The 23,076-nt window shown below is 52.1% G+C and carries 20 protein-coding genes; 15 read left to right on the top strand and 5 right to left on the bottom strand.

Annotated features, from left to right (window positions below; translation table 11 throughout):
• The first annotated feature begins 72 nt into the window (after positions 1–72).
• The 8 genes from NB640_RS05945 (at position 73) to pyrE (ending at position 7,916) form a co-directional block, all read left to right on the top strand.
• The gene (locus tag NB640_RS05945) at positions 73–465 is read left to right on the top strand and encodes a PTS sugar transporter subunit IIA (protein ID WP_269310280.1); all 393 of its coding nucleotides are present in this window, start codon (positions 73–75) and stop codon (positions 463–465) included.
• Positions 466–501: 36 nt separating this feature from the next.
• Positions 502–771, top strand: coding sequence for an HPr family phosphocarrier protein (locus NB640_RS05940; RefSeq protein ID WP_269310279.1), 270 nt, complete (start codon positions 502–504; stop codon positions 769–771).
• 24 nt (positions 772–795) lie between these two features.
• On the top strand, positions 796–2,577 hold the full coding sequence (gene ptsP / locus NB640_RS05935) for a phosphoenolpyruvate--protein phosphotransferase (RefSeq protein ID WP_269310278.1): 1,782 nt from the start codon (positions 796–798) through the stop codon (positions 2,575–2,577).
• A gap of 224 nt (positions 2,578–2,801) precedes the next feature.
• A complete protein-coding gene (gene metX / locus NB640_RS05930) occupies positions 2,802–3,941 on the top strand; it encodes a homoserine O-succinyltransferase MetX (RefSeq protein WP_269310277.1) in 1,140 nt (379 codons plus the stop codon).
• A complete protein-coding gene (gene metW / locus NB640_RS05925; protein ID WP_269310276.1) occupies positions 3,941–4,558 on the top strand; it encodes a methionine biosynthesis protein MetW in 618 nt (205 codons plus the stop codon). The genes metX and metW overlap by 1 nt, the downstream gene beginning before the upstream one ends.
• Complete coding sequence (locus NB640_RS05920; protein ID WP_269310275.1) at positions 4,555–5,793, top strand: AmpG family muropeptide MFS transporter; 1,239 nt, start codon at positions 4,555–4,557, stop codon at positions 5,791–5,793. Before metW ends, NB640_RS05920 begins: the two co-directional genes overlap by 4 nt.
• A gap of 99 nt (positions 5,794–5,892) precedes the next feature.
• Complete coding sequence (gene trpB, locus NB640_RS05915; protein ID WP_269310274.1) at positions 5,893–7,092, top strand: tryptophan synthase subunit beta; 1,200 nt, start codon at positions 5,893–5,895, stop codon at positions 7,090–7,092.
• A gap of 158 nt (positions 7,093–7,250) precedes the next feature.
• Entirely contained in the window at positions 7,251–7,916 is a 666-nt protein-coding gene (gene pyrE, locus NB640_RS05910; protein WP_269310273.1) for an orotate phosphoribosyltransferase, read from the top strand.
• On the opposite strand, the gene NB640_RS05905 is transcribed toward pyrE, so the two are convergent.
• From NB640_RS05905 to gpmA, 4 genes are all read right to left on the bottom strand, one after another.
• Positions 7,901–8,680 (bottom strand): HesA/MoeB/ThiF family protein, encoded by a 780-nt coding sequence (locus NB640_RS05905; protein WP_269310272.1) that lies wholly within the window; start codon positions 8,678–8,680, stop codon positions 7,901–7,903. The two genes, pyrE and NB640_RS05905, sit on opposite strands and share 16 nt — an antisense overlap.
• A gap of 9 nt (positions 8,681–8,689) precedes the next feature.
• A complete protein-coding gene (locus NB640_RS05900; RefSeq protein ID WP_269310271.1) occupies positions 8,690–10,147 on the bottom strand; it encodes a S41 family peptidase in 1,458 nt (485 codons plus the stop codon).
• 3 nt (positions 10,148–10,150) lie between these two features.
• Positions 10,151–11,581, bottom strand: coding sequence for a peptidoglycan DD-metalloendopeptidase family protein (locus NB640_RS05895; protein WP_269310270.1), 1,431 nt, complete (start codon positions 11,579–11,581; stop codon positions 10,151–10,153).
• A gap of 115 nt (positions 11,582–11,696) precedes the next feature.
• Positions 11,697–12,395 carry a 2,3-diphosphoglycerate-dependent phosphoglycerate mutase gene (gene gpmA / locus NB640_RS05890; RefSeq protein ID WP_269310269.1) on the bottom strand — a complete coding sequence of 233 codons (699 nt, stop codon included), beginning with the start codon at positions 12,393–12,395 and terminating at the stop codon, positions 11,697–11,699.
• A 91-nt stretch (positions 12,396–12,486) separates the two neighbouring features.
• On the opposite strand from gpmA, the gene NB640_RS05885 reads away from it, so the two are divergent.
• The 5 genes from NB640_RS05885 to NB640_RS05865 are packed head-to-tail and all read left to right on the top strand — an operon-like array spanning position 12,487 to position 15,198.
• On the top strand, positions 12,487–12,888 hold the full coding sequence (locus NB640_RS05885; protein ID WP_269310268.1) for a rhodanese-like domain-containing protein: 402 nt from the start codon (positions 12,487–12,489) through the stop codon (positions 12,886–12,888).
• A gap of 17 nt (positions 12,889–12,905) precedes the next feature.
• Positions 12,906–13,169 carry a glutaredoxin 3 gene (gene grxC / locus NB640_RS05880; protein WP_269310267.1) on the top strand — a complete coding sequence of 88 codons (264 nt, stop codon included), beginning with the start codon at positions 12,906–12,908 and terminating at the stop codon, positions 13,167–13,169.
• Between the two features lie 29 nt (positions 13,170–13,198).
• Entirely contained in the window at positions 13,199–13,690 is a 492-nt protein-coding gene (secB, locus tag NB640_RS05875; RefSeq protein WP_269310266.1) for a protein-export chaperone SecB, read from the top strand.
• Positions 13,690–14,142, top strand: a complete 453-nt coding sequence (locus tag NB640_RS05870; protein WP_269310265.1) for an SH3 domain-containing protein — start codon at positions 13,690–13,692, stop codon at positions 14,140–14,142. Before secB ends, NB640_RS05870 begins: the two co-directional genes overlap by 1 nt.
• Before the next feature lie 36 nt (positions 14,143–14,178).
• Complete coding sequence (locus NB640_RS05865; protein ID WP_269310264.1) at positions 14,179–15,198, top strand: NAD(P)H-dependent glycerol-3-phosphate dehydrogenase; 1,020 nt, start codon at positions 14,179–14,181, stop codon at positions 15,196–15,198.
• A gap of 4 nt (positions 15,199–15,202) precedes the next feature.
• Here NB640_RS05865 and glnE read toward each other — a convergent pair whose 3' ends face one another.
• Positions 15,203–17,941: a bifunctional [glutamate--ammonia ligase]-adenylyl-L-tyrosine phosphorylase/[glutamate--ammonia-ligase] adenylyltransferase gene (gene glnE, locus NB640_RS05860; protein ID WP_269310263.1), complete on the bottom strand. Its 2,739-nt coding sequence runs from the start codon at positions 17,939–17,941 to the stop codon at positions 15,203–15,205.
• A 141-nt stretch (positions 17,942–18,082) separates the two neighbouring features.
• Here glnE and NB640_RS05855 point away from each other — a divergent pair, with 141 nt between their 5' ends.
• Both NB640_RS05855 and NB640_RS05850 read left to right on the top strand, forming a co-directional pair.
• Positions 18,083–22,240, top strand: coding sequence for a YhdP family protein (locus tag NB640_RS05855; protein WP_269310262.1), 4,158 nt, complete (start codon positions 18,083–18,085; stop codon positions 22,238–22,240).
• Positions 22,237–23,034, top strand: coding sequence for a carbon-nitrogen hydrolase family protein (locus NB640_RS05850; protein WP_269310261.1), 798 nt, complete (start codon positions 22,237–22,239; stop codon positions 23,032–23,034). The genes NB640_RS05855 and NB640_RS05850 overlap by 4 nt, the downstream gene beginning before the upstream one ends.
• Positions 23,035–23,076: the final 42 nt, after the last annotated feature.

The following is a 23,076-nucleotide window of genomic DNA, read 5'->3' as shown; positions in this document are numbered from 1 at the left end:
TTGCGGCTTATCGGGCCGTATTGACAGGATGCTGATGTGTGTCCGGTTTTTAATTTTGCCGCAAGCTGAAAAATGATAGGTATTCTTCTCATCATGCATGAGCCATTGGCCAATGCATTTATGGCCACCGCATCCCATATGTTTGAGGGAAAGCAGGAGCGGATAGAAGCTATTGATGTCAGGGCTGACCAGGATCTGAATGACATTAATCTGGTCGCTTCGCAGGCGATAGCCCGGCTGGATGACGGCTCTGGCGTGCTGGTTCTGACCGATGTGCTGGGAGGCACGCCGTCCAATTGCTGTTATCGACTGACAACGCAGGGGCGGGTTGAGGTAATTGCCGGTGTCAGCCTGCCAATGTTGTTAAGGGCGATCACGTATCGCGAAAATGACCTGGAAACGGTTATCGAAAAAGCACTGTCCGGCGGAAAAAGCGGTGCAGTCAGAATAGATAACTGTTGCTGATGGAATGGGTGGTGCAGTCATGGACAAACGCAAAATATGATTGAACGAGAACTGGAAATAGTCAACAAGCTCGGGCTTCATGCCCGTGCTTCTGCCAAGCTGACCCAGCTGGCAACCAAATATCACTGCGAAGTCTGGATGACGCGTAACAATCAGCGAATCAATGCCAAGTCCATCATGGGCGTCATGATGCTGGCTGCCGGCAAGGGGGCACGCGTCACGTTGGAGACGGATGGCTCCGATGAGGCAGAATGCATGGAGGCGATCGTCACCCTCATTAACGGCAAGTTCGGGGAGGCGGAGTAAAGGGATATGCAGTCGGGAAAAACGATGGCATCTTTCGCGCTTCATGGCACCACGGTTTCGCGTGGCATATCCATTGGTCGCGCCCATCTTATTCCCCGTGCTGCGCTGGATGTGCGTCATTATCTTGTTCCCCAGGAAAAGGTTGAGGCTGAGGTTACGCGGCTGGAGGCTGCTATCGAGGCGGTTCATAATGAACTGGAAAGTATCTGGAGCAGCCTGCCAAAGGATGCGCCGGTTGAGCTGGGCGCCTTTCTGGATGTGCATGCGATGATCCTTTCGGATGCCATGATTGCCAAAGAGCCGCTCAACATCATTCGCACGCGACGATATAATGCGGAATGGGCGCTTTTGACTCAAATTGAGCAATTGTCGGCGCAGTTCGATGGAATTGAAGATCCTTATCTTCGTGAGCGCAAGGCGGATATCCAGCAGGTGGCAGAACGTGTCATGAAAAACCTGCAGGGGCAGGTTGGCGAAAATATGCCTGAGACAGCGCCTGTTCTGGCAGAAATCCCGGAGGAGGAGCGCATCGACATGATTGTCGTGGCGTATGATATTTCTCCTGCTGACATGCTCCATTTTCGTGACCGGACGTTCAGTGGTTTTATTTCTGAAGTCGGCAGTAAAAATTCCCATGCGGCGATTGTCGCCAGAAGTATTGATGCGCCTGCGGTTTTTGGCTTGCCGAATGCATTGATGCTCATCGAACAGGATGACTGGCTGATTATCGATGCAGATACCGGGGTAGTTATTGTCAACCCGACGTCGCTGGTGCTGGAACAATACCGCGTCAGGAAAGTGGCCCGGGAAAAGGCGCTGAAAAAACTCAGCAAGCTGAAAAAGACACCGACAATGACGCACGATGGGACGCCAATCACCCTGATGGCGAACATCGAATTTCCGGATGACTGTAATGCCGCGCTGGAAAACGGAGCAAGCGGCATTGGCCTTTTCCGTTCCGAGTTCCTGTTTATGAGCAAGGCCGGTGACATGAGCCGCCTTCCCGGCGAGGAGGAGCAGTTTGAAGCCTATAAAAAGGCGGTGGTCATCATGCGGGGGCGCCCTGTTACGATCCGCACGCTGGATATTGGTGCCGACAAGCCGATCGGCATTTCTGATTTCAGTGTGCTGAACCCGGCACTGGGCAAGCGTGCCATCCGTTTTTGCCTTGCGGAGCCGGAGCTTTTCCTGACGCAATTACGCGCTATCCTCAGGGCATCGGCTTTTGGTCCGGTAAAGCTGCTGATTCCGATGCTGGTGCATGCTTTTGAGATTGACCAGTCGCTGGCGATGATTGAGCAGGCCAAATCGCAATTGAAGGCCGAAAAGGTGAAGTTTGACCCGAATATTCCTATTGGCGCCATGGTTGAAGTGCCGGCGGCGATTTTTGCCTTGTCCATGTTTACCAGGCGCCTGGATTTTCTGTCGATCGGTACCAATGACCTGATCCAGTATTCCCTGGCGATTGACCGGGTGGATCCGGAAGTGGCCCATTTGTACAATCCCTTGCATCCGGCGATTCTGACCATGTTGTCAACGGTAATCAGGGCGGGAGCAAAGGCTGGTTTGCCGGTATCCATTTGTGGTGAGCTTGCCGGAGATCCTGCCATGACGCGGCTTTTGCTCGGCATGGGGTTGAGGGAGTTTTCCATGCACTCCACCCAGCTTTTGACGGTGAAGCAGGAAATTCTCAATGCCAGCTTAAAAGAGCTTGCACCCAGGGTAAAAAGAATATTGAGTCTGGGAGAGCCGGATGCGATAGAGCGGGCTGTTGAGAAAGTCAGGCAGTTGCCTGCAGCCGTGTAACGCTTTTTTTCTTCTGTGGTTTGACGCTGGGCGATGACTTCGTTATGCTTGTACTGTTGCGCCGATTTGAACAATTCAGCTTGCGGGCGCAGGGGGATGTCCCCGAAATAAATGCGGCTAAAGCGAGCTTGAAAACAAGCCCGACAGGTCCGCTGCTTTCGGGCTTTGTTTTTTCATGAAATAAAAAGGAAGGCACGCTGTTTTTCAGGGTGCAAGACGAATACATGACTTCTGTTGGAGCGGTAACTGCCCGGTCAATTGATTTTGATGAGCCTTTGCGTTTGCAAAGCGGCGCATTGATTGCCAATTACACGCTGGTCTATGAGACCTACGGAACGCTCAACGCGGATAAATCGAATGCGATACTGATCTGTCATGCGTTGAATGCCTCACACCATGTGGCCGGGTATTATGAGGATCAGCCTAATAACATTGGCTGGTGGGACAACATGGTTGGACCGGGAAAGCCGGTTGATACCAACCGTTTTTTTGTCATCGGCGTGAATAACCTGGGCTCCTGCTTTGGTTCTACGGGGCCGATGCATATCAATCCCGAAACGGGCAAGCCTTATGGACATGGTTTTCCTGTTGTCACCGTTGAAGACTGGGTGCAGTCACAGGCCCGTCTTGCTGATGTGCTGGGCATACGGAAATTTGCTGCCGTGATGGGTGGTTCTCTGGGGGGGATGCAGGCGCTGGCGTGGAGCATGATGTTTCCGGCCCGGCTCGAACACTGTATTGCTATTGCATCGACAGCCAAGCTCACAGCCCAGAATATTGCCTTTAATGATGTGGCCCGCCAGGCGATTCTGACCGATCCGGATTTTCACGGCGGCGATTTTTATGCGTATGGTGTCGTGCCGAAAAACGGTTTGCGCGTGGCGCGCATGATAGGCCACATCACGTATCTTTCCAATGTGGACATGTCCGAAAAATTCGGCCGCATGCTGCGTTCGGGCCAGTATCATTTCGGGTTTGGTGTGGAGTTCGAAATCGAATCCTATCTGCATTACCAGGGCGACAAGTTTTCTTCCTATTTTGACGCCAATACCTATCTGCTGATTACCCGGGCGCTGGATTATTTTGATCCCGCAGCACCTTACGATGGCGACCTGACCAGGGCACTTGCCGGTACGCAGGCAAAATTTCTTCTGGCATCATTCACAACGGACTGGCGTTTTTCTTCTGATGCCAGCCGGGCAATCGTCAAGGCGCTGATTGATAACCGGCGGGAAGTGACCTACGCGGATATTGACGCGCCGCACGGGCATGATGCCTTCTTGCTGACGGATGAACGATACCATGACCTGGTCCGATCCTATGTTGACAGGATGTGGCTGGAAATTGAGGAACGGGGGAACTGATGGCCGTACTCAAACTGCGGGAACTCAGGGCCGACCTGGCATTTATCGCCCACTGGGTGCCTAAAGAGGCGCATGTGCTGGATCTGGGATGTGGCGATGGCGCCATGCTGGAATATCTGCACTCGATAAAAAGATGCAGTGGCTACGGTGTTGAAATTGACGATGAAAAAATTCCGGGCTGTGCAAGCAGGGGGGTACCGGTTATCCAGCATGATCTGGAAAAGGGGCTTGACCTGTTTGCGGATAATTCTTTTGATACGGTGTTGTGCCTGTCCGCGCTGCAAATGATGAAAAATGTGGAAGCGCTGTTGCACGATATTGCAAGGGTGGGTAATGAAGCCATTGTTTCTTTTCCCAATTTTGCTTATTGGCAGAATCGCCTGACGCTGCTGAAAGGGCGTATGCCGGTAACCCAGGAGTTGCCCTATGAGTGGTATGACACCCCGAACCTGCGGTGCGCCACCATCAGTGATTTTGGCGACCTGGCCAATCGGGTCGGGCTGACGGTGACAGACTGTGTGGCGCTTCACCATGGAAAACCGGTGTCTTTTCTTCGCAACCTGCGTGGCGCGCTGGCTGTTTTTCGATTGAAAAAGAAAGCATCATCCGGCTTATGACAACGCCTGAGCGCAAATTCTTCAGTGCGTTTCACCAGCGCATGCTGATTTGCGTTTTTATCGGTTTTTCATCCGGACTGCCGCTTTTTATCCTGCTTAACCTGCTTCAGGCCTGGCTTGCCAAGTCGGGACTCAATGTCAAATCACTGGGCCTTTTTGCGCTGGTGATGTTCCCCTATACCTGGAAATTTATCTGGGCGCCGCTGATGGACCGCTTCAGCCTTGGAAAGATGGGGCGCCGGCGCGGCTGGATGGCAATTACCCAGCTTGGCCTTTTCTTTTCCATCGGCATGATGGGCATGCTTGATCCGATGAAGCATCTTTTGCTGATTGGCCTCTTGTGCACATTTGTTGCTTTCCTGTCTTCGAGCCAGGATATCGCACTGGATGCCTACCGGCGGGAATTGCTGCCGGATAATGAACAGGGATTGGGCAGTGCCATTCATGTGAATGCCTATCGGGTTGCGGGCATGGTTCCTGGGGCACTCTCCCTGATTTTAGCGGACATGATGAGCTGGCAATGGGTCTTCTGGATAACAGCCGCTTTCATGATTCCAGGATTTATCTGCTCACTTCTGATCAGGGAACCCGAAATATATGGCGTACCTCCTGCCAATCTGCGGGAAGCGGTTGTTTTGCCTTTCAGGGAGTTTGTTACCCGTGCGGGCTGGAAGAATGCTTTTTTTATCCTGAGTTTTATTTTTCTGTACAAGCTGGGGGACAGCCTGGCTACGGCATTGGCAACTAAGTTTTATCTGGACCTGGGATTTAGCATGACCCAGATTGGCGCCATTGCGAAAACGACCGGTTTCTGGGCGAGCCTGATCGGCGGCATGCTGGGGGGGATCTGGATGATCCGCCTGGGCATCAACCGGGCACTGTGGTTGTATGGGGTGGTGCAGGCGGTGTCCATTCTGGGATTCTCATGGATAGCATCACAGGGCGCAAATCCCTATATCCTTGCCTTTGTGATTGGTTTTGAAGCCCTGGGGGTCGGGCTGGGAACGGCGGCCTTTGTTGCCTATATCGCCAGAACCACGGACAAGCGGTACAGTGCCACGCAGTACGCGCTTTTTACGTCTCTGGCGGCGATTCCCCGCACGTTTATCAACGCATCCGCGGGCTTTATCGTGGATCAGACAGGCTGGTTCATGTTTTTCAATATCTGTTTCGTCCTGGCATTGCCGGGCATGATGATGCTCCCCAAAATCGCGCCCTGGAACGGTAACAAATAAAAAACACGAAAAATGCGGGCAGGATATTCGACATTACAGCGTATCGGAGTTATGATTTTTGCCTGTTTGGATGATTAAAAATAATTGAAGGAAACAAGTATGTCGCAACAGTTTGGGGAAATGCCGGATAAGGCCGGGTATTTTGGTGAGTATGGCGGGCAGATCATTCCGCCTGAGTTAAAAGTTGCCATGGACAAGATCAGTGATGCCTATGAAACTGTCAGGCAGACAAGGGCGTTCCAGGATGAGTTGCAGGAACTGTATACCCATTACGTTGGTCGCCCCAGCCCGATTTATTTTGCGAAAAAACTGACAGAACGCCAGGGCGGTGCCCGTATTTTCATCAAACGGGAAGACCTGAATCATACCGGTGCGCACAAGATCAATCACTGCCTGGGACAGGCGCTGCTGGCCAAGTTTATGGGAAAGACCAAGGTGATTGCAGAAACCGGGGCCGGGCAGCATGGCGTTGCGATGGCAACCGCCTGTGCGTTGGTAGGGCTTCCCTGTGAAATTCATATGGGCGTCATTGATATTGAAAAAGAACACCCGAATGTCACCAAGATGAAAATCCTGGGCGCGACACTGATTCCGGTTACCCGCGGTACCCAGACGCTGAAGGATGCGGTCGACAGCGCCTTTGATGAGTATGTCAAGGACCCGGATAATTTTCTGTACGCGATTGGCTCTGCGGTTGGACCGCACCCGTTCCCGAAAATGGTGCGCGATTTTCAGATGATTATCGGCAAGGAGTCGCGTGAGCAATTTCTGGCACGCGAAAAAAAACTGCCGGATATGATAGTGGCCTGCGTGGGGGGCGGCTCAAATTCGATTGGGATGTTCACGGAATTTCTGCCGGATGAATCGGTGAGGTTGGTGGGTGTGGAGCCGGCCGGAAAAGGGCTGGATACACCGGACAATGCCGCAACCATGACACTGGGCACCAAGGGCACGCTGCATGGTTATAAATGCTATGCCCTGCAGGACAAGGATGGCAATACATTGCCGGTTTACTCGATTGCATCCGGTCTGGACTATCCGGGTGTTGGCCCCCAGCACTGTTATCTCAAGGACATGGGGCGGGTGCAGTATGAGTCGGCAACAGACCAGGAATGCCTGGATGCCTTTATTACGTTATCTCGTGTGGAGGGGATTATTCCTGCACTGGAAAGTGCGCATGCCGTGGCCTATGCCATGCGGGCGGCAAAGGAGTTGGGCAAGGACAAGACGATCCTGGTCAATCTCTCGGGCAGAGGGGACAAGGATGCGGATTTTGTTGCCGATTATCTTAATCTGTAAGTTCCATGTGTCGTGATATCAAAGGGAAGAGGCTTTCTTCCCTTTTTTATTGCAACAGGAGCTGTCTGCTTTCTGTAAGGCACAACGCTTTTCCCAATTGTTTTTCACGCGCTACAATGGAGTGTTTTTTTGATTTTTTGCTGTGAGTGAGGCCGATAGTGAGTAATTTGCGACAGGATTTTATCCAGTTTTCCGTTGATTCCGGGGTGTTGCGTTTTGGTGAATTTATTACCAAGGCCGGGCGCACATCCCCTTACTTTTTTAATGCCGGATTGTTCAATGATGGTGCCTCACTTGGCAGGCTGGCGGATTTTTATGCGCAGACGCTCCTGGATTCCGGCATTGCGTTCGATATGCTGTATGGTCCGGCTTACAAAGGGATTCCACTGGTTGCTGCGGTAGCAGTCGCATTGTCAAACCGGGGGCGCAATGCGCCTTTTGCCTATAACCGCAAGGAAGCCAAGGATCATGGAGAGGGAGGAACCCTGGTTGGCGCGCCAATGGCCGGGCGGGTTGTCATTGTTGATGATGTGATTTCCGCCGGGACGTCTGTCAATGAATCTGTCGGGATTATCCGGGCCGCTGGTGCGACCCCTGCTGCGGTACTGATTGCGCTGGATCGCATGGAGCGTTCAGGCAAGGATGATGCGCTGTCCGAATTCTCAGCTGTTCAGGAAGTGCAGAATGCCTACCACATGCCGGTGTTGTCGATTGCCAGCCTTGATGACCTGATGACCTATCTTTCGCAGGATGGGGTTGATTCCTCCCTGTCGCAGTACCGTGATGCGGTCAATGCCTATCGCGCTCGTTATGGCGCTTCGTGATTTATGGCGCGGGCCTGGTGTTTGCCGCAGACAGGACAATCCGGATTGCGGTCAAGCTGTATCCGGGTCCACGACATGGTCAGTCCATCAAGAATCAGCAGTGAACCAGCCAGTGATTTGCCAATGCCGGCCACGAGTTTCAAGGCTTCTGCAGCCTGTATGGTGCCGATGATGCCGACAACAGGAGCAAAGACGCCGAATTGTGCCGCCTTTCTGTCTTCAAACGGCTGGTCGGCTGAAAACAGGCAGGAGTAGCATGGCGCATCGTTTGCGCGCATATCATAGACCGATACCTGTCCGTCAAACTGCAGTGCCGCGCCGGATACCAGTGGCCGACGGCTGGCAACGCAAACCCGGTTGATGATGTGGCGACTGGCAAAGTTATCAGTGCAGTCCAGAACAACCGATGCGCTTTCGGCAAGTTCATGCAGGCGGAATTCATCCGGCCGCTCATTTAACGCAATAATGTCGATATCCGGATTGATTTTCGACAGCGTGGTTTTTCCGGAAACGGCTTTCGGCTGGCCGATACGATCGGTTGTATGCAGGATTTGCCGTTGCAGATTGGACAAGTCTACTGTGTCGTCATCCACGAGCGTGATTTTCCCGATTCCAGCGGAAGCCAGGTAATAGCAGGCAGGTGATCCCAGGCCGCCTGCGCCAATGACAAGGGCATGGGCAGCCAGGATTTTTTCCTGGCCATCCATGCCCAGTTCTTTCAGCAGGATATGGCGGGAGTAACGTTCGGATTGGCGCGTGTTCATTCCCGCAGATTACTGCTTGTTTTTCAGATTGGACTCTGTTTCTGTTTTTTCAGCATCAGCCCCGTTTTTCTTTTCTTCGACTTTGGTTTTCGAGATTTTGACGGGTTGTCCTTTCAGGTGATTCAGTGCCTGCGTCAGTTGGAAGTCGTCCTTGCTGCCATATTCAAGCGGCTTGTATTTCTTGGTGTTGCTTAAAAGCTTCTGTTCTTCTTCTTCGTTGATCCGCTGGGCCTCATCCTCATTTTGGGCAGGATCATTGGAAAGATGTTTCAGCAGATCCGCTTCACGCAGACGCAGGCTGTTGTAGCCATCGCCTTCCGGCGTCTCATCCACCATCAGGTCAGGAACAATGCCTTTGGCCTGGATGGAGCGGCCATTCGGCGTGTAATAGCGTGCGGTTGTCAGTTTGACTGCGGTATCCGGTGAAATCTGGCGAACGGTCTGAACCGATCCCTTGCCGAATGTCTGTGTTCCCAAAATAGTGGCGCGCTTGTGATCCTGCAGGGCGCCAGCCACGATTTCAGAGGCGGACGCTGAGCCGATATTGACCAGGACAACGATGGGTACCGTCTTGATCTGGGGCGGCAGTTTGGACAGCGGGTCATTCAGGTGACGGCCGGCATAAAATTCAGGGCGGGCATAAAAGGTTGCCTTGGATTCCGGCAGCTGACCGTTTGTTGAAACGATAACCACATCCTTTGGCAGGAAGATGGATGCCACCCCGATAGCACCCGGCAAAATACCGCCTGGATCATTGCGCAGATCCAGAACCAGCCCCTTGATATTGGGAGTTTGGGCATAGATCGCGTTGATTTTCTTGACGAGGTCATCCACTGTCGGTTCCTGGAACTGGGCGACCCTGAGCCAGGCATAGCCAGGCTCAATCATTTTGGATTTGACGCTCTGGACGCGGATTTCTTCGCGGACAATCGTCATCACCAGCGGTTTGTTTTCATTTTTTCGCACGATGGTGAGCACGATTTTGGTGTTTGGCTCGCCGCGCATTTTTTTGACGGCTTCATCCAGTGTCATATCCTTGACGGAGACACCATCCAAACGGGTGATCAAATCACCAGGCTTGATGCCGGTGCGATAGGCAGGCGTATCTTCAATGGGAGAGATCACCTTGATGAAACCATCTTCGGTTCCCACTTCAATTCCCAGCCCGCCAAAGCGTCCCTGTGTGCCTTCGCGCAGCTCTTTCAGCGCTTTTTTGTCCAGATAGGCCGAGTGCGGGTCCAGCGAGGCAACCATGCCGGAAATTGCTTCCGTCAGCAGTTTTTTATCGTCTACAGGCTCAACGTAGTCGGACTTGATCAGTCCGAAAACATCAGCCAGTTGCCTTAGCTCGTCCAGGGGAAGCGGGGCAGTCTGCTTTTGTGCCATTGCAGAAAACTGCATGGAAGCAGCGATACCTGCCAGCATGCCCAGCCCTATCAGTATAAAATTGCGAAGTTTTCCGCTCATATATCACCTAGTAGTTACCCAGTCCATCGGGTTGAATGCACGCCCGTTATGGCGCATCTCGAAGTATAAACCGGTTTGCGTATTATCGCTGCTATTGCCGACATTGGCTATAACATCGCCGCCTTTCACATTGTCGCCAACCTTTTTGCGCAGGGTTTGCGCATTGGCATAAATTGTCATGTATTGTGCGCCATGGTCGACAATAATCAGGTTGCCAAAGCCGCGCAGCCAGTCAGCGAAGACGACTTCGCCATTGGCAACACTCCGGATATCCGCGCCATGACCGCTTTGGATGAAAATGCCTTTCCAACTGGGCCCATCGGCCCGTTTTGATCCGTAATGGGCCGTGATGGTTCCCCTCACCGGCAGTTTCATGCGGCCACGCTGCTGGGCAAAGGAGCTTTTTGCAGACTCGGCATCCGCAACGGCCTCGACTTTTTGAGGTTTCTGCCCTTTTTTGGCGGCCTGTTTTTTTGCTGCAGCAGCTTTTCTTGCTGCCGCAGCTTTGCGCTGTTCTTCAATTTTCCTGGCCAGATTATCGACCAGGGAGGAAAGCCGTTTTTCATCCTGCGCCAGTCGTTCTGCCTGTTTTTGCTGTTCTTTCAGTTTGGAAGAAAGCTGCGCTAAAAGCACTGCGCGCTCGGCTTTTTCTTTTTCGAGCTTTTGTTTTTGTGTCTGTTTTTGCTGCGCGATTTTTTCCAGTTCCTGTTTGGTTGATTCGGTCTGCTGCCGCTTGCCGTCGACGGTTTTCAGATTGGCGCGAAGGGCGATGGTGAGTTTTGCCTGGGCTTCGGAAATATAGGTCATGTACTGCAGTTCGCGATTGATCCGGTTGGGGTTGTCGCCGGATAAGAGCAGCTTCATGCGGTCTTCATTGCCGGAAATGTATTGTTCCTGCAACAGTTTCGCGAGCTGGTCCTGTTGCTGGGCGACGGTTTTTTCGAGTTGGGATTGCTCGGACGTTAACTGACCAAGACGGTTTTCTGTTGATGCGTGTTTCTGCTCGAGTTCCTGGATGGTGCGGTTGGTGCTTTTGATGGCTTCTTCAGATTTTGCCAGTGTGTCTGCGGCCTTGCCTTTTTCGGTTTCGGTTTTGCCGATTTCTTTTTTCAGATGGGTCAATTGCTGGCGGACTTTTCCCCGTTCGGTTTCTGCCACCTGCTTTTGCTTTGTGTCGCTCGCTTTTGCCGGGGATTTGGTGGCCGCTTTTGCTGGTTTTTTTGAGGAAGCGGCTGTTTTTGTGGCAGGCTTCGCGGTGGTTTTTTTTGTGCTGGTGCTACCGGATTTTGCCGGTGTTTTTGTTTTGCTGTTTTGCGTGGTTGCTGTCTTTTTTGAGGTTTGTGCTGCTGTATAGGGTGCAGTCAGTACAGCTGACAGGAAAACGGTCAGCGCGAGAAGAAAAACATGACAGCCGATTTCTTTTTTTACAGGCATAGAAAAAGGAAACATGATGCGGAAAACATTCATCGGTATTTCACATCACCCTATGACAGGCCAATCGGTATAAGTCGTTTTGCTGCAATAATCGTTTTTTCCTCTTTTGAAAAAATCAGGTATTCACATCCAGATAGTAATTCCGGATAGGTTTCAGGTTGGCATCCAGCTCGTAGACAATAGGTTGTCCCGTGGGAATATTGAGTCCGACAATATCATCATCGCTGATATTATCCAGCTCCTTGAAAAGTGCCCGCAGGCTGTTACCGTGCGCTGACATCAGGATACGCTTGCCTTCGCGAACCTGTGGTGCGATGACATCATTCCATAACGGCATGACACGGGCAACGGTATCTTTCAGGCTTTCAGTCAATGGTATTTCATCGCGGCTGAGTGTGCGATATGCCGGGGCAGCGTAGGATGTACGGGGATCATCCGGGTTGAGAGCAGGCGGTGGCGTGGTGTAACTCCTTCTCCAGACGTGAACCTGCTCTGAACCGTATTTGTCAGCCGTTTCGGCCTTGTTTAATCCCTGCAAAGCGCCGTAATGCCTTTCGTTCAAGCGCCACTGGCAGGATACGGGCAACCACATGCAATCCATTTCATCCAGCGCAATCAGAAGTGTCCGGATTGCCCGCTTGAGAACGGAGGTATAGGCAAGATCGAATTCAAAGCCGGCCTTTCGCAAAATGCTGCCGGCTGTTTTGGCCTCTGCCCGGCCCTGCTCGGTCAGGTCGACATCCGTCCAGCCGGTGAAGCGGTTTTCAAAGTTCCAGGCCGATTGCCCGTGTCGCATGAATACAATTTTATACATAGTCGAATAGGAAAATTAAGTATCACGAATGTCCTGCTTGTTTCTATTCTATAATGTATCGGTTTTGTAATCGATGATCCAGGCAGGAAATATGCTGAATTTTATTTGGGATAATGTTTTTTTAATTTGTGTCATTGTGTATTGCATCGGCGCGTTGCTGTGGCCAAGGATCCGCCGCGGCGCCCGTATCAGCCATACCGTGGCCACCACCATGATCAATAAGGGCAAGGCGGCTATTATTGATATCCGCGACCAGAAAGAGTACAAGGCCGGGCACCTCCTGAATGCCATTCATGTGCCTTATGACTCCCTTGAGGAGCGTATGCCCCGTATTGAGAAGCTTAAATCACAGCCGGTTATTGTGGTCTGTGAAGATGGCAAGCGCTCACGAACGGCAGCTGATCTGTTGAGAAAAGCCGGGTTTACCCAGGTCTTCAGCCTGGATGGCGGTATGACTGGCTGGAAAACCAACAGTTTGCCGGTCACGCAATAATCTTGTGGGAAATCACCATGGCTCCCCGTATCCTGATGTATACAAAAGAAGTGTGCCCTTATTGCACGATGGCTGAAAAGCTCCTGCAGTTAAAGGGTGTGCCGCATATCGAGAAAACCTATATCGACAGGGACGACCGCCTGCGCGATGAGATGATGGAAAAAACCGGGCGGCGCACGGTTCCCCAGATATATATCGGTGATACGCATGTCGGTGGATATGATGACCTCGCCGCCCTTGACAAGCAGGGACTGCTTGAACCCATGCTGAAAAAATCCTGATTTATTTATAACCAACCGGAGCCACTGATATGTCTTCTGAAACCACTGCTGAAACGTCCCAACCCATATTCCAGCTCCAGACGATTTACCTGAAAGATCTTTCACTTGAACAGCCCAATTCACCGGCTATTTTTCTGGAACAGAAAATGCCGGATTTGCAGATCACGGTCAATGTCGGCGTAGAAGCACTGGCAGAAACGACGTATGAAACAACCGTCACGGTTACCCTGACAGCAAAGGTCGGTGACAAAACGGCTTACCTGATTGAAGCCAAGCAGGCTGGTATCTTTGAGGTGCGCAACCTGCCAAAAGAGACGCTTGATCAGGTGCTTTACATTACCTGCGCAAGCATTGTCTATCCGTACCTGCGCGCCAATGTGGCTGATATTGTGCTCCGTTCTGGTTTTCCGCCGGTTCACCTGGTTGAAATCAATTTTGAAGCCTATTTCCGTGAACGTGTCCAGCAGGAACAGGCAACGCAGCAGGTTGCCGCCAATGGCAGCGAAACGCCAGTGCAGTAATGACGCGTTTGATAAGATCAGGGCTTGCACTGGGCTTGTTACTGATGTTTTCAGCAGGCAGTGTGCATGCCTTTGATTTTGGTGCGATTGGTGATGAGCCTGCTGTTTTGTACGACGCGCCAAGCTATAATGGCATCAGGCTTTTTATTGCGCCTGCGCATATGCCGCTCGAAGTGTTGCTGACTTACGAAAGCTGGACCAAGATACGTGATGTTTCCGGGGACATGGCATGGGTTGAGTCAAAGGCACTGGGGCAAAAGCGGTATATTGCGGTAAAAACGGATCTGGCGCGGATACATGAATCACCGGATACCGCGTCACCGGTTGTTTTTCAGGCGAAAAAAAATGTCATTCTGGAGGTGGTCAAGCCAGTGCAGGCTGGCTGGATACATATATCGCATCAGGATGGACAGGCGGGGTTTGTCCGGGTCAGTGATGTCTGGGGTGTGTAATCGTTTCTTTTGCCCCGTTTTCGAGGGTGACAACACATGAATATTACGGTTCTTGGTGCCGGTGCCTGGGGTACTGCATTGGCGATTGCGCTCGCTGAGCGCCATCCGGTTATGGTGTGGGACAGAAATGCTGACATTATTCATGCGGCAGAAAAATCCCGTGAAAACAAAGCCGCGCTCCCCGGATTCAAATTACCTGAGCAACTTCGGCTTACTGCGGTTTTTGAAGCGGCACTGGATCATATTCAGGATAAAAATTCGTTGCTTTTTGTTGCAACGTCTGTTGCGGGATTGCGTCCGGTCACGGAAAACCTGAAACGTTTTTCGATTCCCAATCTCGTCTGGTTATGCAAGGGCTTTGAAGAAAATACAGGACGCCTGCCGCATCAGGTTGTCTCCGAGATTATTCCAGACAGCGTCAGCCGGGGCGTGCTGTCCGGTCCATCGTTTGCGCAGGAAGTGGCGGCAGGGCTCCCTTGTGCGCTGACCATCGCATCGGATTCATCCCTGCTGCAACAGCAAGTGATCGGGACGGCTAATTTTGGCAATATGCGGATATATTCCAGCGATGATGTGACCGGTGTTGAAGTGGGGGGCGCAATCAAGAATATCCTGGCGATTGCGACCGGCCTGTCGGATGGTATGGGATTGGGCACCAATGCGCGGGCAGCGCTGATGACGCGCGGACTGGCTGAAATCACCCGGCTGGGAATAGCGCTGGGGGGGAGACAGGAAACCTTTATGGGATTGACCGGAATGGGAGACCTGATTCTGACATGCACCGGCGATTTATCCCGTAATCGCCAGGTCGGGCTTGCCCTGGCAAAAGGGATGTCACTGGATGTCATTGTGGCTGAGCTGGGGCATGTTGCTGAGGGGGTGCGCTGTGCGCAGGCAGTCAGAACGCTGGCAAAAGAACATCAGGTGGAAATGCCGATTGCCAATGCGGTCGCCGGGGTGCTTTTTGACGGAATTTCACCGAGAGAAATGCTTGCCCGGCTGCTTGCGCGGGATGCGCGCAATGAAGCGGATCATGCCTATGGAAAACCCGTTTGAGTTTTTACCTCTTTACCGAAAAAACGGTATCCCATAATTCCCTGACTTTCGCAATTTCCTCTTCGACCATTTCAGGGGCAACGCGCGAGAACTCTGCTCCCTGCATCCTGATCTGGTGCTGGCGCCGGCGGAAATTGCGGTAAATATCCGCAACAGCCTGTCCCAGCCCTGCCGGAATCAGCCCGATTTTTTCACACAGTACCAAAAGGGCGATGTTGCCAATATTGCCGGTTAGTTCCGGGCAGGTTTTTGCGTGCATCAATACCAGATATTGGACAGCAAATTCAATGTCGATCATGCCGCCGGTATCATGCTTGAGGTCAAAAAGCGCGGATCGGTTCGGGTGGGCATCATGCATTTTCTGCCGGATGGAAAAGACATCATGCTGCACGGATGCCGCATCACGCGGCTGTCTTAAAATGTCATTGCGGATGGCCTCAAACCGTTCGCCGATGCTTTCATCGCCTGCGCAAAAACGGGCCCGCGTCAATGCCTGGTGTTCCCATGTCCAGGCGGAGGCTTTCTGGTATTTTTCAAAAGAAGCGAGGCTCGATACCATCAGGCCACTGGCGCCATCCGGGCGCAGGGCAATATCCACATCAAAAAGCCGGCCGGCCGATGTGGGACTTGTCATCCAGGTGATGAAGCGCTGTGCCAGCCTGGCGTACAACATGGGGGCGTCGACATGATCGTCTTCATAAAGAAAGATCAGGTCAAGATCGGACGCATAGCCGAGTTCCTTGCCGCCCAGTTTCCCGTAGGCGATGACGGCAAAACGGGGGGTATCGGTGTGACGGTTGGGCATGGCAAGCCAGGCTTCCCGGATGGTTGCCTCAATGATGATGTCTGCCAATTTGGAAAGGTGGTCAGCCAGATGTTCTACTGTCAGCACACCTTCCAGATCCTGTGCCAGCAGCCGGAAAAGCTGGGCATGATGCATGTCCCGCAAAAAATCCATCTGGCGTTCCGTATCGCCACGTTCGATGGCCAACTGGTTATCAAGTTCTGCCGTAAAGCCCGGCCAGTCCGGTGGCGCAAGCAGGGTTCTCACATCCAGCAGTTCGTCCAGGAGAATCGGATGCCGCGTCAGGTATTGGGCGGCCCAGTCACTGGCATCCATCATGCGAATCAGTCGCCCCAGCGTTGCCGGGTATTCCGTCAGCAGCGAAAGATAGGCTGAACGACGGGCAATGGATTCAAAAAAATCCAGCAGCCGGGAAAGTGACAGCAGGGGATTGGCACAAGTGTTTGCGATCTGGGGGAGAACCAGGTTAATGAGTGACATCAGGCGGTTGCGGCTGTTGTCGGACAGTGACTGGATACGGTTTGCCTTCCAGAGTGCCAGGATGCGCTGCGCGGCAGGCCGGGTTTCTGTAAAGCCCAGCGGCCCGAGCTTGGCTTCGATGGCAGCAAGTTGCTCGTTTTCTTCCTGGTTGATCAGGATGGGCTGGTACAGCACGGTTTGGGATGCTTCCGGCGCAACAGCTGACTTGTCGCTGAAAATCTCATCAAATTGTGCGGCAACAAATGCGCGATGTTTCTGCAGCTCCTGCAGGAGATTTTCCGAACGGGTGTAACCCATCATGTTGGCAACAAGCGTTTTGTCGTCCAGGTTGGCGGGAAGCACATGGGTTTGCGCATCATCCAGATATTGCAGGCGGTGTTCCAGGTTGCGCAGGAAGGTGTAGGAATCTAAAAGCTGGTCTGAAATATCCTGCCCTATCTGTCGTTTACCAACCAGGATATGCAGAATTTCCCGGGTAGAGCGATTACGCAGGGAAACATCCCGTCCACCACGAATCAACTGGAACATCTGCGTCAGAAATTCGATTTCACGAATGCCGCCCCGTCCGAGTTTGACATTATTGTTGCGTTCCGGGTGCATTTTTTCCTGGCGAAGCACTTCGGCGCGAATCTGGTGGTGCATGGTGCGGATGGCATCAATCACGCCATAATCCAGATAACGCCGGTAGACAAAAGGCAGTACGATGCTTTCCAGGGCGGCAATGTCTTTTTTACGTCCGGTAAGAGGACGTGCCTTGATCCAGGCATAGCGTTCCCATTCCCGTCCCTGGACAATCAGGTATTGTTCAACGGCGTTAATGCTGCTGACAAGCGGGCCGGAGGTTCCATTTGGACGCAATGCCATATCCACACGGAAAACAAAACCATCCTCACTGATTTCAGAAAGTGCATTGATCAGCCGTTTCCCCAGACGGGTAAAAAATTCCTGGTTGGAAAGCGGTCTTTGCCCGGGTTCTGACGGGTGGGTGTCTCCGTTTTCAGGATAAACAAATATGAGATCCACATCAGAAGAAACGTTCAGCTCTCCTCCGCCCAGCTTGCCCATTCCCAGCACAATCAGTTCCTGTTCTTCGTCAGAGGTGGCACTCATTGGCGTGCCGTGTGCCGCTATCATTTCTTCTGTTAATGCCCTTGTCTGCGTGCGAATGGCAAATTCTGCAAAAGCGGTCATGGTGCTGACGACTTCATCAAGGTCGGCTTTCCCGCCAAGATCGCGATATATCAGGCTGGCAATAACAAGGTTTCTCAAGCGCCGCATGGCGCGGGCCAGCGTAAAGCCTGATGAGGTTTCATTTTGTAACAATGCCGTGAAATCGAGCGTGGAAAGGTTATGCTGTGAAAGCAATTCGACCTGTTTTTGCCGTACAGGCTGGTCGGCATTCACCCAGTGCATGTAAAATCTCGAAGCGGCTTCTGCGGGTAACAGGGATGGGATCATATTGTTGAACCGGAAAAATAAAGGTTTCAGCAAAAACAGAGGAAAATGTTTCCCCCTGCATCATGCAGGAAAATAACCTGTTTTGCCCTAATTTTACGCTTAACCACAGACTTTTTATTCATGCTGACAGAATCACCCCGAATGCAAAAACTCCTGAATGCCTGGCAAAAGGGACAGGAGCGACTGCGTAAAATCAGGGGGAATCCCGATTCCCGATTGATGCGCCTCAGTCGGATTGCACTCAGAATCGCGTTCGCCGGCTACCTGGTTTTTTGCGCGATTTTTCTTTCTGTCCGTTATATTGTTCTGCCACAGATCAGCCAGTACAAGCCCAATGTAGAGAAAATGCTCAGTGACGGATTTGGCCGCCAGGTCACCATTTCCCGCATTGATGCGTCATGGTATGGTTTCCACCCGCTTTTGAAACTCAACGAACTGGTGATTCATGATCCGGAAGGCAATCCGGCATTGCAATTGCCCCAGGTAACGGCCGAAATTTCCTGGTGGTCCTTTTTCGTTTTTGATCTTCGCCTGGCCCATCTTGAGATCAACCGTCCTGAACTCGATATCCGCCGCGATAAGTCGGGGAATCTCTTTGTTGCCGGATTGCCTGCTGACACGAGTACCCGGAAAAAGGGCGGCGGCATGGACTGGGTCCTGGTGCAGGACAAGATTACCATCCGTGACGGGACGATTCGCTGGCTTGATGAAATGCGGGATGCGCCGGAACTGGCGCTGAAGGATCTGAATTTTATTCTCGTTAATGACGGGCGGCAGCACCGCATGCGTTTTATTGCGCATTCCAGTATTACACAGTCCGGTGAAATTGATATCAGGGCGGATTTTGTCCATCCGATGTTTGCCGAGCGCATATCGGATACGTCTGCATGGAAAGGTAATCTGTATGTGGCGTTGCCTGCGGCAGAACTGGACCCCTGGAAACCCTATGTTGATTTTCCCTATGGCTTGAAGAGGGGGGCCGGGGCGGTTAATGCCTGGATGACATTTGATCATGCCAGGATTGCTGACCTGACAGTGGATATCGATCTGAAGGATGTGATATTCCAGTTTGAACCGCATTTGCCGGTGCTGGACCTGGTTCATATTTCCGGGCGACTCTCGGCCAAGGAACTGTTTGATGCCAGCGCTGTCAGTGATAATCTTTCTTTGGGGGATCGTCCGCATACGGTTGCGCTCAGCGACATTTTTCTGGAAACGGCTGACGGCATCCGAATGGAAAGTCTCGACTTTTCGGAAAGGCATATGCCAGCCACCGACGGCAAACCGGCAAGCACGGAAATCACAACGGATGAACTGGATCTGGGAACGCTGATCCAGATGACGAAATATCTTCCGCTGTCTGCCGAGCAGCGAAAGATGCTGAATGATTTTTCGCCCTCAGGTGAACTCAATCATTTCACTATTCGGTGGGAGGGACAATATCCTGACCTGGTTTCGTATCAGTTGAACGGAAAATTCAAGAATCTCTCCATGAATGCGGTGGCAGCCCGTTCTGCCCGCGCAGCAACTGCAAAGACACCGGCGCAGGCCGCCATCCCGGCTATTCCGGGATTCAAAAATCTCACCGGGGGGATCTCGGCCAATGAGTATGGCGGCTCGCTGGAACTGGATTCGGATGCGGCAACACTGAACATGCCATCTTATTTTCCGAAATCCAGCTGGAATTTTGATGCACTGAAACTCCTGGCAAACTGGTCGTTTGCCACCCGGGACGAGTTTATTTTTGTGATTGAAAAAATGGATTTTTCACTGGACGGGATTTCGGTTTCGCTTTTTGGCCGGCATGTCAAACCAACAGGGGAAGATGAAAAAAGCGCGCCCGGCAAGATTGATATGACGGCGACGGTGAAAAGCATTGATATGACTAACGTGAGAAATTATGTCCCGTTGCAGACAAAAGAGGTGTTGCGCACCTGGCTGACCAAGGCATTTGAGGAAGGTACTGCCAGTAATATTACGGTTCACCTCAAGGGCGATCTTGCTGAATTTCCGTTTGCCGGTGCGGCAAAAGCACCGGGCAGTGAGTTCAGTGTCCGGATGGATGTCAGCAATGTGCGGCTGAATCATGCGCCGACCATGCTCACCCGTGAAGGGAAGCTGATGTGGCAGCCGATAGATAAGATCAATGGCTGGCTGACCATCAAGGGAGGGGAGATTGTCATTCATGCGGATAACGCCATATTAAGTGGTGCCATGCTCTCAAACGTGGATGTCGTTATTCCGGATATGCTGGCAGAGGATGCCTCACTGAATATTACCGGTAACGCCAATGGCGAGTTGCAGGACTTTATCCGTTTTGTGAATGCTTCCCCCGTCAATGACGTCATTGGCGGCCTGACGGAAGAGTCAAAAACCATGGGCAAAACCAGCCTGCTGTTGAAAATGCAGATGCCGCTTTCCAACATGGCGAATTCCAAAGTACAGGGAACGGTCCAGTTTGCAGACAATGAAATCCATCTCTTTCCTGATCTTCCCGTACTGACTGCTGTGCGTGGCAAGGTGCACTTTTCTGACAAGGGGTTTGAACTGAATGGGGTCAATGCCCAATTCCTTGGCGGGAATGTCAGTATCACGGGCGGCACCAAAGATGGCCGTTCTCAGGTCAATGCGAGTGGCACCCTGACGGCTGACGGGTTGCGCAGAAATTATCCTGGCGGCAGTATGGGGAAAATGATGCGAAGATTGTCAGGAAGCATGCCCTATACCCTTTCCATCGCGCAAAAGGCAGGATCACAGGGCGGTGGTTACCCTGATATCGTGCTTGAATCCGGCATGAATGGATTGGGCATCGATCTGCCGGCTCCTCTCGGGAAAAAGGCTTCAGAAACGCGACAGCTGCGTGTTACTGCCAATGCAATCGCCTCGATGGGGAAAGCGCGGCGTGATGAAATCAGAATTGCTTATGGTTCTGGTGCTGCCGCGCATTACGAGCGCCAGAAGACCGATAAAATATGGCAGCTTGTTCGCGGCGGACTGGGTATCAATATGAAGCCGGTGTTGCACCCGGGGGTTTCGCTTAATCTGAAAATGCCGTCTTTGGACATGAATGTCTGGCAGGAATCACTGGATGCATTATTTGCCGATGATGGCAAAGGAAAAGGCGCCAGTAAGGGGGGCGCAGATATCGGAAAATATGTTGAGCCACAACAGTTTTTCATCCAGGTGGATGAGTTGAGTGCGATGGAATTCAAGCTGTCCAACGCGGTGATTACCGGCTCCCGTCAGGCAGGTCGCTGGCAGGCGGATGTGGACGCCAATGAGCTGAAAGGACAGCTGATATGGACAGAGCCAACCGGAAAGCAGGCAACAGGCAAACTGACGGGCCGTTTTGCCACCCTGGCCATACCACGTTCCAGCCCGGAGAAAATCGAAGATATTGTCAAGCGTGACAGTGTGCGCCAGATTCCGGCACTTGATCTGGTTGTCGATAATTTCACCCTGTTTGATATCAAGCTGGGACGTATTGAGCTGGTTGCCAATAATACGGTCGGGCCGACAGGAAGGGAGTGGCGGATTAATCGCCTGAGTGTATCCAATCCGGATGCCAGATTACAGTCGACCGGTAACTGGGTTGTTGACCATTCAGGGGCACAGCACACGCGCATGAATTACGATCTGGATATCGTCAATGCGGGTAAACTGCTGGATCGTTTTGGCTATAAAGGGATATTGAGTGGTGGTAAAGGGAAGATGCATGGCGATATCAGTTGGGCCGGTCTTCCCTATTCCCTCGATATTCCGAGCCTTTCGGGAAAAATTGATTTGAATGTAGGAAAAGGACAGTTTCTCAAGGTTGATCCCGGTATGGCAAAATTACTGGGTGTCTTGAGCATGCAATCGCTGCCGCGCCGTCTCACGCTGGATTTCAGGGATGTTTTCTCTGACGGATTTGCCTTTGATGAAATTGTGGCCAAGGCCGAGATTACCAAAGGGGTGGCCAGGACAGAAAATCTGACCATGAAAGGGGTGCAGGCAACGGTTCTGATGGATGGCAGCGTGGATATTGCCAGGGAAACGCAGAACCTGCATGTGGCGGTTTTGCCTGAAATCAATGCCGGGGCCGCTTCACTTGCCTACAGTGTGATTAATCCCGCCATTGGTGTTGGCACATTTCTTGCTCAATTGTTTTTGAAGGACCCGCTGTCAAAAACCTTTACATTTGAATATCAGATAACCGGTTCGTGGGCAGAGCCGAATATTCAGAAGATTGAAAGCAAGGACAGCCGGGCCAAGAAATTCATGGATGCCATCAAACCCGAAAATAAGGATGAGATATGACAAAAGTAGCTGCAATACAAATGGTTTCCACGCCGGAGATTGAGGAAAACATTGAATCAGCCAGAAGGCTGATTGCCGAGGCCGCCCGGCAGGGCGCTGAACTGGTATTACTTCCGGAATACTGGCCGAGTATCGGCAAAAGTGACAAGGAAAAGCTGGCACAGGCAGAAGCGCCGGGTTCCGGTCCGGTGCAGGATTTCATGTCAGCCATGGCGAAAGCGCATGGCATCTGGCTGATCGGTGGAACGCTTTCTCTTGTTGCGCCGGTTGAAAACAAGGTATTGAATACCACCCTGGTTTATGACCCGCAGGGAGAAACGGTTTCACGGTATGACAAAATCCATCTTTTCAGTTTTGCATCCGGTAAGGAAGCCTATGATGAGTCGACATATATCTGCGGTGGCGATGAGGTAGTGTCATTCGAGGCGCCTTTTGGCCGGGTGGGGCTGACCGTCTGCTATGACCTGCGTTTCCCCGAACTTTTCAGGGCTTTTGGTGAATGTGCGCTGATCGTTGTGCCGGCGGCCTTTACGTATACAACAGGCAAGGTGCACTGGGAAATTCTTCTCAAGGCGCGGGCGATTGAAAACCAGTGTTATATCCTGGCAGCGGCCCAGGGAGGACGTCACCAGACGGGCCGCCGTACCTGGGGGCAGACCGTACTGATTGATCCATGGGGTGAAGTCAAGGCAGAGTTGATGGAAGGGGAAGGTATCGTGCTGGGCGAAATTGAGCAGGAGGTACTGAATACCGTTCGTGAAAAACTGCCGGCGCTAAAGCATAAACGGCTGTAACTTTCAAAAACGCACCATTGCGGTGCGTTTTGTTGTTGTGAT

The organism is Oxalobacter vibrioformis, from assembly GCF_027118995.1.
Classification (GTDB): Bacteria; Pseudomonadota; Gammaproteobacteria; order Burkholderiales; family Burkholderiaceae_D; genus Oxalobacter; species Oxalobacter vibrioformis.
This window is presented reverse-complemented; position numbering and strand designations above follow the sequence as displayed.